Below are 13,205 nucleotides of genomic sequence, written 5' to 3'. Positions count from 1 at the left end.
CGATCACTCCCAGCGGAACAGCGCGACCGCGATGGCGGTGCCGAGCACGATTATCGCCGAAACGATGAGGAAGGGCATCGCCGAGGGGACGCCGAACCAGCTCTCCCGCAGCACGGTGACGGCGTGGGTGAGGGGCAGGTACTCGCCGATCTCGCGCAGCTCGCCCGGCAGGCCCTCGCGCGGGATGGCCGCACCCGCGAGGAAGATCATCGGGAACATGACGAGCAGGCCCATCAGGTCCGCCGTCCTGGCGCGGGGTGCGAGGGCGGCCAGCACGAAGCCGATGGCGTAACACATGAGCGCGCACAGCACGAAGGACAGCAGCAGCGCGGCCGGATGCGTGGGCAGCGCCACCCTGAACCCGAGCACCGCCACCCCGATGAGGATGGCGGCCCCCGCGAGCGCCATCACGAGCTGGGCCGCGATCTGGGCGGTGAGCAGCAGGAACGGCGAGACGGGGGTGGTGGCCATGCGGCGCAGCACCTTGCGCTCGCGGTAGCTCGCCATGACGCCGGGCAGCGTGGAGACGCCGCCGATGGCCAGGACCATCGCCAGGTAGCCGGGCACGAAGACCTCGAGGTTGTCGTTGCTCCCGTTCAGGAGCAGCAGCATGGCCGGGAAGGCGACCATGAAGAACAGGGTGCCCGGGTCCCTCGACAGCAGCCGCAGCTCCGACGCCGACAGGTGCGTGAACGCCTTCATCGGCCCTCCTCCGCCAGCGCCAGGTACGCGTTCTCCAGGGAGTCCGTCCCGGTGCGGCCGGTCAGCTCGCGCGGGCTGCCGAGCGCCACGATCCTGCCCTTGCGGAACACGGCCACCCGGTCGCACAGCTCCTCGGCCTCGTCCATGTAGTGGCTCACGAGCACCACCGTGGTGCCGGCCGCCTTGAGGTCGCCGACGAGCGTCCACGTCTCGCGGCGGGCCACCGGGTCGAGGCCGGTGGTCAGCTCGTCGAGCACCACCAGCTCCGGCCCGCCGACCAGGGCCAGGGCCAGCTTGAGCCGCTGCTTCTGGCCACCGGACAGGTCGCCGTACGCCTTGGCCGCGATGGGGCCGAGGTCCCAGCGCTGCAGCACCGCCTTCCAGTCGTCCGGCCGGTCGTACAGGGCGGCGAACAGCCGCATGGCCTCCGCCACCTTGAGCCGGTCGGGCAGCTCGCCCTCCTGGAGCTGCACGCCCATGCGCTGGGCCAGGGCCCGGCGGCGGCGGGCGGGGTCCTGAGCGAACACGCGCACGGTGCCGGAGTCCGGCTTGCGCAGGCCGGACAGGCATTCCACCGTGGTGGTCTTGCCCGCGCCGTTGTGGCCGAGCACGCCGAACGTCTCGCCCTTGTCCACCCTGAACGAGACGCCGTCCACGGCGCGGTTGTGGCCGTATGTCTTGTGGAGGTCCTCGACCTCGATCACCGTCATGCTTCCGAGCCTCGCGGGAGGCGGCTTCGCGCGGCATCGCCCGATCGTGCGCGCGGCATCCTCCTTCCGGAGGATGGGCCCCATCAGGCGGGTTTGTCCCAGACCAGCAGGTAGCGGCGCAGCAGCAGGCGGCGGAACCGGCATCCCGGCAGCACCCGGCGGGCCAGCCGGCCGGTCTCGCCCCAGGACAGGACGGGGTCCATGGCGGGCACGGCCCTGCCGGGGCCGGTCTTGGGGCCGTGGCGCAGGCGCAGCGCGCGGGAGGCGACCTGGCCGGCGCCGCTGATGATCCAGTCGAGCGGCGAGCGGTTCCTGGCCAGGCCGACCACCACCAGCCGGCCGCCCGGGGCGAGCAGGCGGGTCAGCGCCCCGGCGGCCTCGGTGAAGTCGGCGTGGTGGATGACGGCGACGGCGCTGACGAAGTCGTACTTGCCCTCGGGGAGCAGGCCGCGCGGGTCGTCGAGGTAGTCGGCCGTGACGAACTCGACGTTGTCCAGGCCGCCGTGGCGCTCGCAGGCCATGGCGACCGCCTCGGGGGCGCGGTCGGCGGCGGTGACGTGGGCGGCCCGGGTGGCCAGCTTGCTCGCCAGCAGCCCGTCGCCGCAGCCCAGGTCGAGTGCCCGCTGGCAGCCCGCGGGCATGAGCTGCAGGACCAGGCGCTGGTAGTGGACGTTGTGGTTCCAGTACGGCACTGACACATGATCACGTTAGCGCCGCGGCTCACGCCAGCGCCTGGCTTCTGGCGATTTGTCATGATTTTTCGGAGATTGTCACCGTTCCGGCGGCGCCGTTCACCGTGATCTCCTGTCCGGACGTGATGCGCTGGGTGGCGCCGGGCACGCCGACGACGGCGGGGATGCCGTACTCCCTGGCCACCACCGCGCCGTGCGACATCGCGCCGCCCATCTCCATCACCAGGCCGCCCGCCGTCAGGAACAGCGGCGTCCAGCCCGGGTCCGTGGAGGGGCAGACGAGGATCTCGCCCGGCTCCAGGTGGGCGCCGATCGGGTCGAGCACCACCCTGGCCACGCCCGTGACCGTGCCGGGCGAGGCGGCGGTGCCGGTGAGCGCGCCGTCCGCCGGGGGCTCCTGGAGGGCCTCGGGTTCGGTGCCGTCGGAGAGCAGCACCCGGGGGACGTGCCTGCGGCGCCGCTCCCGCTCGTACGTGGCGCGCCGCCCGGCCACCAGCTCCCGCAGGTCGCCGCCCGCGAGCGCGGCCCTGGTCTCCCGCAGGTCCAGGAAGAACACGTCCCCGGCCGCGTCCAGCACGCCCAGGCCCACCAGGTGCTCGCCCACCACGAGCAGGCTGCGCCGCACCGCCGCGAGCGTCTTGACCAGGTAGAACTTGGGCAGCTCGCGCAGCCCGGCGTACCGGCGGGTGCGGCCGAGGCCGAAGCGCACGACGGCGGCCCGCCACCGGCCCCTGAGCCGGGCGCGGGCCGCCACGTGCGCGATCGTCGCGCGCGCCTGCCTGACCCCGTCGGCGAACTGCTCGGAGGGGGCCAGCCCCTGGTCCAGGCGCAGGTAGTTGGCCAGCACGCCGAGGATGTGGCCGGGCTCCTCCGACCAGCGCGGCACGCCCAGGTCGATCTCGGCGATGCCGCGGTGGCCGTACTCGTCCAGGAACGCGGTGATCTCGCGCTGGGCGACCGGCGGGAGCCCGCCCGCGCGGTAGCGGGCGACCAGCTCGGGCACGGACAGCGCCCTGAACGGCTCCGGCTCGATGCGGGTGGCCAGCTCCCACAGCGCCAGGTCCATCTCGGTGGTCGGGTTGTGGGGCAGGCTCCGCAGCACGTCGCTCATCTCGGGCACGGGCACGCCGGAGAGCCTGGAGGCCAGCGCGAACAGGGCGTAGCCGGTGATCACGTTCGGCATGATCGAGATGATCAGCGGGAAGGTGCCGGCCAGGACCCGTTCGGCGTGGTCCAGGCGCTGTTCGGGCGTCGCGGAGGCGGGCACCCTGAGCCTGGCGTCCAGCACCTCGCCGGTCCGCACGGTGGCGGCCACGGCCCTGTCCGGCCTGGTGAGGGCCGTCAGGACGCGGCTTGGCAGGCGGAGGTTGCCGGCGAACCTGGCGAATCCCCGCAGGAAGGGCCGCAGGGACGTGTGCGCCGGAGCCAGGCGCGGGTCCTCGAAGAGCCCTTCGACGACGCTCACGGCGCGGGCCTCGCCGAGCGCCAGCATGCGCGGGAGGATCGCGCGGCCCGGGCGGCTGCGCACGGCGGTGGTGAGGTCGAGCCAGAGCCGCTCCCCCGAGACCGTCACGAAGCCGGCCCCGCCGAGAGGGTCGGCGGGCCGGTGGCCGGCCAGGCCGGCGCCGCCCCCGCTGATCACCCGGAACGCCGACTGCCCCATCGGGGTCAGCGGCCCCATGACGCCCTGGACGACGTTGACCGAGAAGTACACCCGCAGGCCCGGCCTGGTGGGCTCGGGCAGCGGGTAGAGCGTGGTGATCGGCCTGGCCTGGGTGAGCCAGAGCGTGCCGTCGTGGTCGATGGCCCATTCGGTGTCCTGCGGGGCGCCGTAGTGGGCCTCGACGCGGGCGCCGAGGCCGGCCAGCTCGCGTACCTCGTCGTCGGTCAGGCAGAGGCCCTGGCCGCCGGTCTCGACGCGTTCGGTTCCGCCGCCGGGCAGGGGGCGGATGGCCAGCCGCTTGTCGCCCGCGTGGCGTTCGAGGATCCGGCCGTCGTGGACGCGGAAGCGGTCGGGGTTCACCGCGCCGGAGACGACGGCCTCGCCGAGCCCGGGGCTCGCGTCGATCACGCTCTCGCGCCGCCTGCCCGTCACCGGGTTGGCGGTGAACATCACGCCCGCCACCCGGGCGTCCACCATCACCTGGACGACCACGGCGAGCCGGACGGCGGCGTGGTCGATGCCGTTCGACTCGCGGTAGGCGACGGCCCGGTCGGTCCAGAGCGAGGCCCAGCACTTGCGTACGGCCAGCAGCACCTCCTGCGTGCCCACCACGTTCAGGAACGTGTCCTGCTGGCCGGCGAAGCTGGCGAACGGCAGGTCCTCGGCGGTGGCGGAGGAGCGCACGGCCACGGGCACGTCGTGGCCGAGCGCCTCGTACGCCTTCACGATCTCCTCCCGCACGGCGTCCGGCACCGGCGCCTCCATGAGGTGCCGCCTGGCCCGCTCGGCCAGCCCGTCGCCGCCGGCCTCACCCTCGATGCGCAGGCCCTGCGCGACCTGCCGGTAGGCGTCCGTGGTGAGCACCCAGCCCGGCGGCACCGGCAGGCCGGCCCTGGTCAGCTCGCCGAGGTTGGCCGCCTTGCCGCCGGCCTCGGCGAGCATTCCCGCGTCGATCTCGGAGAAGTCCAGGGCCGTCTTCATGGTGCGTACTCCTGCCGTTCAGCGTCCTGTCTCCCAGTGTTCCGCGATCCAGACAAAAATTCAACACCTGATGAATCAGAGGTCCAGCGGGGCGCCGTCCAGGTCCCAATCCGGGTCGATCGGCACGCCGAGCGCGGCCAGCGCCGTCGGCCCCACGTCCACCAGCCGGGGCCCGTCGAGCGGGCGCCCGCCGAGGTCCGCGCCCAGGCGGGCGGCGATCACGAAGACCGTGCGCTCCTCGTCCGAGGTGCCGCCGTGCCCGCCCTCGTCCACGTGGCCGTGGTCGGTCGTGACCAGCACCGTCCAGCGCTCGTCCCGGTACGAGGGGCGGGCGCGGATCGTGTCGAGGAGGCGGCCGAGGTAGGCGTCCTGGGTCTGGAGCGCCGCGGCGTACTCGGGGCAGTGGGGGCCGAGGTCGTGGGCCACCTCGTCGGTGTCGCCGAGGTAGACGAAGATCGCGTCCGAGTCGTCCTCGGCCAGGTGGCGCTCGGCGGCCTCGGCGACCTGCTTGTCCGCGGTGGCCCAGCCGACGGCGTACCCGTCGAGCACGAACCGGTGGTCGATGGCCGGGCCGAACGCGCCGTGCTCGGCCAGGGCGGCCCAGGAGAAGAACGCGGAGGTGGTCAGGCCGGGGCGGGCGCGCTTGGCCCGCGTCAGGAAGTCCGGAAATTTCTGGAACTGCGGGCTTCCAAAGCCGTTGTCCACGACGCCGTGCTTGTCCGGCCAGGCCCCGGTGGCGATCGAGGACCAGCCGGGGCCGGAGTCGGTACGCGACCTGATCACCCGGCCGCCGTCGCCCGGCTCGGGGGTCTTGGGGACGACCTCGCCCGGGGACTCGGTGCGGGGGGTCCCGGCTTCGCCGTACGGGAGCCTGCTGGTGCCGTACGCACCGGTGGACCTCAATCCGGCCAGGACGGGGGCGTCCAGGGCGAGCAACCGGTCGAACCTCAGCCCGTCCATGCCGACGACGAGCACCTTGCTTCTAAATGCGGACATCCCCCCATCTAAGCGACCCGCCACACCTGCCGCATCCGGCCGGGAACGGTCAGGGGGCGAAGCGCCGCACCCACTCGGCGGCGCCGGGCAGGATCTCCTCGACCGGGGCCACCTGCGGGTACCAGGTGCGCTCCCACTCCAGCGACACCCATCCGGCGAACCCGGCCGCCCGCAGCAGCTCGCCCGCCTCCTCCAGCGGCACCGAGCCCTCCCCCATGGGCACGGGCGTGGTGTCCTGCGCCGAGACCGCGTCCTTGACCTGCACGTAGTCCAGGTACGGCGCCAGCGCCGCCAGCGTCCGCGCCGGCGGCTCGCCGTGCCGCCAGGGGTGCAGCAGGTCCCAGATCGCACCGGTGGTCCCGGGACAGGCGGCCTCGGCGAGCAGCGCGGCCACGGCCTCGCCGGTCGCCATGCGGTCGTGCGTCTCGACGAGCACGCGGCGGCCGAGGTCGCCGGCCGTACCGGAGACGGCCTTGAGGCGGCGGGCGCCGATGGCGAGGTCGTCGCCGCGCGGGAACACCCGCACGCCGGGCGCGCCGAGGTCGGCGGCGAGCCGCAGGTCGGCGAGGAGCGCCTCGACGACCGGCTCGTCCGGGCCCGGCTCGCAGATGCCGGCGTAACCGGCCAGAGCGGAGATCTCCAGGCCCGCCCGCCCGACGCGCTCCCGCACCGAGCGCCGGCCCGCCGCGTCCAGGCTCGCGTGCACGCCGGTGTCCGGGTGCAGCCGCAGCTCCAGCCCCTGGCAACCGTGCCCGGTCGCGATCTCGATCGCCCTGTCCAGCCCTTCGCCGGGCATCCCCAGCGTGCTGACCGCCAGCTTCAACCCATCCTCCACATCACGTCGTCGGGCCGGCGAACAGAACCTGGACGCCGGGCGGAGGCGTCACGCCATTCTCCGGACGCTCTCCCGCAGCACGACCTCGCCGGCGACCTGCTCGACCACGACCGGCTCGTCCTCGTTCAGCGCCAGCTCCAGCGCCCGCGCCCCCATGTCCTTCAGCGGCAGCCGGACGGTCGTCAGCGCGGGCACGTGATCACGCAGGGTGACGATGTCGTCGAAACCGGCCACCGAGACGTCCTCCGGCACCCTGACCCCGCGCTCCCTGTAGGCCGCCAGGGCGCCGACCGCCATCACGTCGTTGACGGCGAACACGCAGGTCGCGTCCCCCACCTGCTGGGCGGCCGCGTAGCCGCCGTCGCGGTCGAACGGGCCGTGGATCACCTGAGGGGCGGGCAGCCCGAGCTCGTCCAGGGCCCCGGCGAAGCCGGCGCACCGGTCGGCCGCCGTCACCAGGTGCGGCGGGCCGGCCAGGACCGCGAACCTCGTGTGGCCGAGCCCCGCCAGCGCCCTGGCCAGCTCGGCGGCGCCCTCCCTGTTGGCGGGCGCGACGGTGTCGACGCCGAGCAGGTCCTGGCCGACGCAGGCCGCCCGGCCGCCGCCCGCCTGGTAGCGGACCAGCTCCTCGCGCAGGCGCTTCGTGACGCCCTGGTCGGCGACGCGGGAGCCGACCAGCAGGACGGCGCGCACGCGCTGGGCGTGCAGCGTGGCCAGGTAGGCGATCTCCTGCTCCGGGTCGCGGTGCGTGGTGCCCACCATGACCAGCAGACCCTCGGTGGCCGCCGCCCGCATGGCGCCGTCGGCGAGTGCCGCGAAGTAGGGGTCGGTGAGGTCGTGCACGACGATGCCGATGACGTTGCTCGCCCCGCGGGCCAGCGTCTGGGCGGCGATGTTGGCCCGGTAGCCGAGCTCGTCCGCGGCCCGCTCGACGCGCGCCCGCAGGGTCGCGCCCACCTGGCGGGTGCTGCCGTTGAGCACCCGCGAGGCGGTCGCGAGCGAGACGCCCGCCTGCTTGGCGACGTCTTCAAGCGTGACCACGAGACCTCCCGGAAAGCGGTTTCCAAGTCTGCCAGACCGGCACCTGGATCCGCATCCTGCCATGCCCGCGCCCCCGGCGACAGAACGCCCGGCCCGGCGACGGACTCAGCCGTCACCGGGCCGGCGCCAAGAGAGCCGGGGGGACGAACCGGCAGGCCCGCGCGCGCGGGCTCGGGGGCGCCGGGCTCGCGGGCGCGCGCCGGGCTCGCGGGCGTCAGGCTCGCGGGCGCCGGGGCGTCAGGCCCAGGGGAAGAGGATGTCGAACAGGCCCTTGCGCTCTTCCTGCGTCGGCGTGGGAGCCGGCGCCTGGGTCGTGGCCGGCGGCTGGGTGGCCGCCGAGCCGCCCGAGTCGCCCGAGCTCTCCTCCTCCTGCTGCTTCTTGGTGGTGGCCGTGGAGTCGCCGCCGCCGTCGTCCTGCCCGCCGGAGTCCGCGGTGTCGTTCATCGTGCTCTGCGGCTCGCGCGTGGGCTTGCGGGTCGGCTCGGCGGTGGTCCTGTCGCGGGTGGGCGTCGCGCGCGACTCGGGCTCGCGCGTGGGGCGGGACTGCGCCTGCGTCGGGGTCGGGATTGCGGACTCGGGCTCGGCCGGCCCGTCGGTGACCGAATCCGTGGGGTCGGGGGTCTCCTCCGTCGCCTCCTCGACCGGCGTGTCCTCCGGCGCGGCGGACTCGGACGGCGAGGTGACCTCACCCGCGCTCGCGCAGTGGGCGCCCGCGCAGGGGTCGTCGGACGAGGTGCCGGTGAGCATCCAGCCGGCGCCCACGCCGACCAGCACCACCGCCACGGCCGCCACCAGCAGCACCCGGGTGCGCCGCCGCACCTCCCCATCGCCTCCGGACGAGCGCCCGTCGTAGGAGTCGCCGGAGTCACCGGAGTCGCCGGTCCAGCCCGAGCCCAGGAAGCCGCGCTTGGGGCGGTCCTCCTCCGCGTCCTCGTCGCGGGCGTAGCTGCGGTCCAGCGGGAGGTAGGGGTTGTCGTCGTCGTCCTCCACCCGGTGCGGCCCGCTGTGGTCAGCGAGCTCGTCGTAGGGGGATCGCGTGTCGTGCGGCTCGCTCAGCTCGTCGTAGGAGGCGCCGGTCCGCGCGTCGCGCGCCGCGCTCAGCTCGTCGTACGCCACCCCGCCCGCTACGTCGTGCGGCCCGCTCGCCCCGCCGAGCTCGTCATAGGAAGCCCCACCGGACCCGTAGGAGCCCAGCACGTCGTGCGGCCCGCTCTGGCCACCGAGATCATAGGAGGCGGACGTGCCGAGCAGCGGGTCGCCGGCCAGCACGTCGCGCGCCGGGGCGGGGTCGTCGAGCACGTCGCGCGGGGTCTCACCGATCAGCTGGGGCGTGCCCCTGTCGGGCGGCAGGATGTAGGTCTCGTTGCCGACGACCTGGATGGCGGGCTGCTCGTCCGTGTCGTCGGTGCTCCACCGCGGAGAGAGCACGTCACCCGTCATCTCCGGGTTTAACGACTTACCCTGCCCGTCCTCGTATGGCCTGTCGTTCTCATCGCGTGCCACGGTGGAACCTCTCTAGTACGAATAGTAACCGCGCCCCTTCCTACCACTACTTGTCCGGAAATTTCACTTGTTTCCCTAAAATCACTCTGAGTAACAATCGCACCAGAGTGTCACCGGGCGAGCACGCCCGCGAGCAATTCGTCGAGCGCGGACTTCACCCGCTCGACCGCCACCCCGCACCCCCTGAGCCGTTGCGCGAGCAGCGGCGCGGCGAGCGGCGCCAGCAGCGCGTCGGCCAGGCAGTAGGCGTCGGCCTCCGGCCGTGCCAGCCCGATCAGCATGACGAGGTGCGCGTGATAGGCGTCGTACGCGCCGCCGAAGCGCGCCGTCGGCCCCGCCGTCTCCGCCATCAGCAGCAGGTCGAGCTGCTCCACGGTCCGGTCCGTCAGCGCCCGCAGGAACGCCCGCGCCCGCTCGGCCGGCTCCGCCCCCGGGCCGAGCGGCGGCGGCCCCTCGACGAATGCCGCCTGGAACTCCCGCTCCCGCGCGTCGATCAGCGCGTAGGCCAGCCCGGAACGGTCGCCGAAGCGCCGGTAGAGCGTGCCGACCCCGACCCCGGCCGCCGCCGCCACCTCGGCCATGGACAGGCCCTGCACCCCGCGGGCGGCCACGATGGCCTCGGCGGCGGCGAGGATCTTGGCGCGGTTGCGGGCCGCGTCGGTGCGCTCGCGTCTCACGATCACCATCCTTCCATCGCTTGCATCCGGAATGCGTTCCGCTTAATCTCTGAAACGGAACGCATTCCGGATAAGGAGGTCATGATGACGAGGAGAGTCGCCCTGGTGACGGGGGGCAGCAGGGGCATCGGCGCGGCCGTCGCGCGGCGGCTGGCCGGTGACGGGTTCGACGTGGCGATCACGTACCGGAGCGCGGGTGACCGGGCCGCCGGCGTGGCGAAGGAGGTCGAGGCGGCGGGCGGGCGCGCGCTCACCGTGCCCGCCGAGGCCGCCGACCCCGAGGCGATGGTGGCGGCGGTCGAGCGGACGGTGCGCGAGCTGGGCCGCCTCGACGTGCTGGTGAGCAACGCGGGCATCGCGCCTTACGGGGCGCTGGAGGACGTGACGCTGGCCGAGGTGGACGAGCTGCTGGCCGTGCACGCGCGGGCCTCGTTCGTGCTGGCCCAGGCGGCGGCGCGGCACATGGGAGCCGGCGGGCGCATCGTGCTGATCGGCAGCAGCCTGGCCGAGCGGGTGCCGTACCCGGGCTGGACGGCGTACGCGATGAGCAAGTCCGCGCTGATCGGCCTGGCCAAGGGCCTGGCCAGGGATCTGGGCCCGCGCGGCATCACCGCGAACGTGATCAATCCGGGCTCAACCGACACCGAGATGAACCCGGCCACCGCGCCCGAGGCCGGCGAGGAGCGGCGGCTCACCGCGCTGGGCCGCTACTGCGACCCCGGGGAGGTCGCCGCCGCCGTGTCCTACCTGGCGGGCGAGGGCGGCCGGGCCGTCACGGGCGCGTCGATCCCGGTGGACGCGGGCGTGACGGCCTGAGCACCGCCCCGATGGGCGGGGTGTGACGGCCTGAGCACCGCCCCGGTGACGCGGGCGTGGCGGCCTGAGCACCGCTCACTTGCAGGGGTTGGTGTTGCTGTCGACGACCTTGTCCTTGAGGGCGTCGGGGATCGCCGACTGGACCCGCACGCCGGGCCAGTCCTTGCCGATGACGAGCTGGATGACCGGCCCGTCCGGCGCCTGGGCGGGCGGGGTCTTGAGCTCGTACGGCTGCGACGTGGCGGCCTTGACCTTGCCCTGCACGGGCGTGCGCTTGTCCTGCGACAGCCGCGCGGCCACCGCGTCGCCGTAGGCGGGGCCGTCCTGGGCGTCCTTCTTGGCGTACCGGATCGTGGTGGTGCCGGTGGTCGCGGCGTTGCCCACCTGCGTGACCACGAACCCCTGCGCGGCCAGCGCGTCCGCGACCTGGAGGGCCTTGCCCTGCTCGCCGGTGCCGTTGAGCACCTGGAGGCGCACCTGCTCGTGCTCGATCTTGGGCGCGCTGGACTTGCCGGGGGCCGGGCTGGTCCTGATGTCGGTGTCGTTGCGCACGGCCTCGAAGAAGTCGCGCGCCGCCGGCTGGGCGAACTGCACCCTCGCCTTGTCCTCCGGGTACGGCTCCACCGGCACCGTGATGCCCTTGAGCTCCTTGGCCGTCAGCCCGCTGACGCTCCTGCCGATCTCCAGCATGCGGTCGAGGCCGAGACCCTCGTCCACGGTGACGGCCTGGACGGCGGCCTGGAGGAAGGAGTTGAGCTTGCCGGGGTCGGTGAGCAGGCCGCCGTCGGTGACCTTCTTCATCACCTGGGTCAGGAAGATCTGCTGGCGCTCGATCCGGCCGAGGTCGCTGCCGTCGCCCAGGGAGTACCTGGTCCGTACGTAGCCCAGCGCCTGCTCGCCCTTGACCACGTGCTTGCCGGGGCCGAGCACGAACTTGGCCTCCTTGTCGTTGACGGCCTTGGGCAGGCAGATCTCGATGCCGCCGAGCGCGTCGACGATGCCCTTGAATCCGGTGAAGTCCACCTTCACGAAGTGGTTGATCTTGATGTTGGTGAGGGACTCGATGGTCTTGATCGTGCAGTTGATGCCGCCGTCGTTGAAGGCGGAGTTGATCTGGCGGAGGCCGCCGGGCAGCACGGCCCCGTTCCTGCCCTCGCAGTCGGGGACCATGACCATCGAGTCGCGCGGGAAGCTGATCATGGTGGCGGCGTCGCGGTTGGGGGCGATGTGCAGGACCATGATCGTGTCGGTGCGCTCCCCCGCCCCGACGGTCGTGGCGCCGTACTTCTTGTTGGTGCCCTCGCGGGAGTCGGAGCCGACGAGCAGCACGTTGAGCGCGCCGGTGTCGGGCGGGCGGGTCGTGCCCGGATCGATGGGCACGCGCGGGATGCGGTTGTCCAGGTAGCGGTAGTAGCCGTACGCGCCGAGCGCGACGGCCACCAGCACCAGCGTCAGCGCGACGCTCACCCAGCCGAGCGGGGTCAGCGGGTTGCGCCGCGGCGTCGATCGGCGCGAGCGCGGGGAGTGCGGAGCCGGCATCGGGGTCTTGGGCTGCGGAAACGGGGCGACGCGCCGTCCGTGACCACCCTCGTTCCGCCGCTCTCTCACGCGGTCCACCCCTTGCGCCATGATCGCGAAGCATAGCTACAAACTGGTATACGCAAGATAAGTACTGTCATCTCGGCTTGTTCGCCTGTTCATCATCGGCGAGACGATGGCCTCACGGATAGTCCCTTCTCACCCCGATCGAGGGCTCCATCCAATGCGCGGGAATCCGGGGCGTCGCCACGTACGGTGACGCCATCATGACGGTCATGCTGTTGACCGAGATGGCCCCTCCCCCGGGCGCCCAGGAGCTGGCCGGGCTGCGCGCCAGGGCCAGGGCGGCCCGCCGCGGCGCGCTCGTGGCGCTCACCTCCTCGATCGCGCTGCTGACCACCGCGCAGCTGCTCGCCGACCGGGCCGCGACCAGGGAACAGACGCTGCCGCTGGCCGTGCTCTCCCTGGCGCTCTTCGCCGCCGCCCTGCCCGTGATGGCGATCACCCAGTACGCCTGGGGCGCCCGCGCCCGCCTGGTACGCCGCCGGGAGCTGGAGCTGTACGCGGCGGCCCGCTCCGGCAGGGCGCGCCCGCTGACCCGGCTGGCCGTGGCCGGCTGCTGGGCGGTGACGCTCCTGCTCGGCTGGACCGTTCCGCGCCTGTTCCGCGAGGCCGCCCTGTACGGCTTCGCCGGCACCCTGAGCTGGGCCGCCGAGGCGCTGTCGTTGATCAGCGTCGCGGCGGGGGTGTTGTTCCTCCTGTGGTGGGCACGGGACGCCGTGGGGATGCTGGCGCGTGCCCTGCGCTCGGGGGGATCACCTGGCGATCCGTGGGACCCGGGCGCCGGCACGCGTCCCGGCGAGGGCGCGGCGCTCTGGACGGGCGCGGCCGTGGCGGTCGCGGCCCTGCTCGGAGCCCGCGCCCACCTGTGGGAGCCGGCCACCGGCGTCGTCTACGCGCTGCTCACCGCCGCCCTCGTCTGCGGGGTAGTTACTGACGAGTAGCATGGGCACGGAACCCCTTCCATCAATGAGGAGCGAATCCGTGCCT

The 13,205-nt window shown here is 73.5% G+C and carries 12 protein-coding genes; 2 read left to right on the top strand and 10 right to left on the bottom strand.

The genetic code is table 11. The features are described from left to right. Positions 1 to 3 precede the first annotated feature (3 nt). The 9 genes from HD593_RS14125 to HD593_RS14085 all read right to left on the bottom strand — a co-directional run bounded on the left by HD593_RS14125 (position 4) and on the right by HD593_RS14085 (position 9,809). The gene (locus HD593_RS14125) at positions 4 to 702 is read right to left on the bottom strand and encodes an ABC transporter permease (RefSeq protein WP_185102606.1); all 699 of its coding nucleotides are present in this window, start codon (positions 700 to 702) and stop codon (positions 4 to 6) included. Beyond that, entirely contained in the window at positions 699 to 1,412 is a 714-nt protein-coding gene (locus HD593_RS14120; protein ID WP_185102605.1) for an ABC transporter ATP-binding protein, read from the bottom strand. The genes HD593_RS14125 and HD593_RS14120 overlap by 4 nt, the downstream gene beginning before the upstream one ends. 83 nt (positions 1,413 to 1,495) lie before the next feature. Next, the gene (locus HD593_RS14115; protein WP_312903463.1) at positions 1,496 to 2,110 is read right to left on the bottom strand and encodes a class I SAM-dependent methyltransferase; all 615 of its coding nucleotides are present in this window, start codon (positions 2,108 to 2,110) and stop codon (positions 1,496 to 1,498) included. A gap of 52 nt (positions 2,111 to 2,162) precedes the next feature. Continuing rightward, on the bottom strand, positions 2,163 to 4,748 hold the full coding sequence (locus HD593_RS63350) for a PEP/pyruvate-binding domain-containing protein (protein WP_185102604.1): 2,586 nt from the start codon (positions 4,746 to 4,748) through the stop codon (positions 2,163 to 2,165). Positions 4,749 to 4,823: 75 nt separating this feature from the next. Further along, positions 4,824 to 5,744 carry an alkaline phosphatase family protein gene (locus HD593_RS14105; RefSeq protein ID WP_185102603.1) on the bottom strand — a complete coding sequence of 307 codons (921 nt, stop codon included), beginning with the start codon at positions 5,742 to 5,744 and terminating at the stop codon, positions 4,824 to 4,826. A 49-nt stretch (positions 5,745 to 5,793) separates the two neighbouring features. Next, the gene (locus HD593_RS14100; protein WP_185102602.1) at positions 5,794 to 6,567 is read right to left on the bottom strand and encodes a sugar phosphate isomerase/epimerase family protein; all 774 of its coding nucleotides are present in this window, start codon (positions 6,565 to 6,567) and stop codon (positions 5,794 to 5,796) included. Positions 6,568 to 6,627: 60 nt separating this feature from the next. Next, positions 6,628 to 7,620: a LacI family DNA-binding transcriptional regulator gene (locus HD593_RS14095; protein ID WP_185102601.1), complete on the bottom strand. Its 993-nt coding sequence runs from the start codon at positions 7,618 to 7,620 to the stop codon at positions 6,628 to 6,630. 237 nt (positions 7,621 to 7,857) lie between these two features. Beyond that, the gene (locus HD593_RS14090) at positions 7,858 to 9,123 is read right to left on the bottom strand and encodes a hypothetical protein (protein ID WP_185102600.1); all 1,266 of its coding nucleotides are present in this window, start codon (positions 9,121 to 9,123) and stop codon (positions 7,858 to 7,860) included. A gap of 110 nt (positions 9,124 to 9,233) precedes the next feature. Continuing rightward, positions 9,234 to 9,809, bottom strand: coding sequence for a TetR family transcriptional regulator (locus HD593_RS14085; RefSeq protein WP_185102599.1), 576 nt, complete (start codon positions 9,807 to 9,809; stop codon positions 9,234 to 9,236). 75 nt (positions 9,810 to 9,884) lie between these two features. Here HD593_RS14085 and HD593_RS14080 point away from each other — a divergent pair, with 75 nt between their 5' ends. After that, the gene (locus HD593_RS14080) at positions 9,885 to 10,616 is read left to right on the top strand and encodes an SDR family NAD(P)-dependent oxidoreductase (RefSeq protein ID WP_185111833.1); all 732 of its coding nucleotides are present in this window, start codon (positions 9,885 to 9,887) and stop codon (positions 10,614 to 10,616) included. A 75-nt stretch (positions 10,617 to 10,691) separates the two neighbouring features. On the opposite strand, the gene HD593_RS14075 is transcribed toward HD593_RS14080, so the two are convergent. After that, positions 10,692 to 12,224, bottom strand: coding sequence for an LCP family protein (locus tag HD593_RS14075; RefSeq protein WP_312903461.1), 1,533 nt, complete (start codon positions 12,222 to 12,224; stop codon positions 10,692 to 10,694). A gap of 206 nt (positions 12,225 to 12,430) precedes the next feature. Here HD593_RS14075 and HD593_RS14070 point away from each other — a divergent pair, with 206 nt between their 5' ends. Beyond that, a complete protein-coding gene (locus HD593_RS14070; protein ID WP_185102598.1) occupies positions 12,431 to 13,159 on the top strand; it encodes a hypothetical protein in 729 nt (242 codons plus the stop codon). Positions 13,160 to 13,205: the final 46 nt, after the last annotated feature.

Source organism: Nonomuraea rubra, assembly GCF_014207985.1.
Taxonomy (GTDB): Bacteria; Actinomycetota; Actinomycetes; order Streptosporangiales; family Streptosporangiaceae; genus Nonomuraea; species Nonomuraea rubra.
Note: the sequence above shows the minus strand (reverse complement) of the source record. Positions and strands in the feature narration are given on the sequence as shown.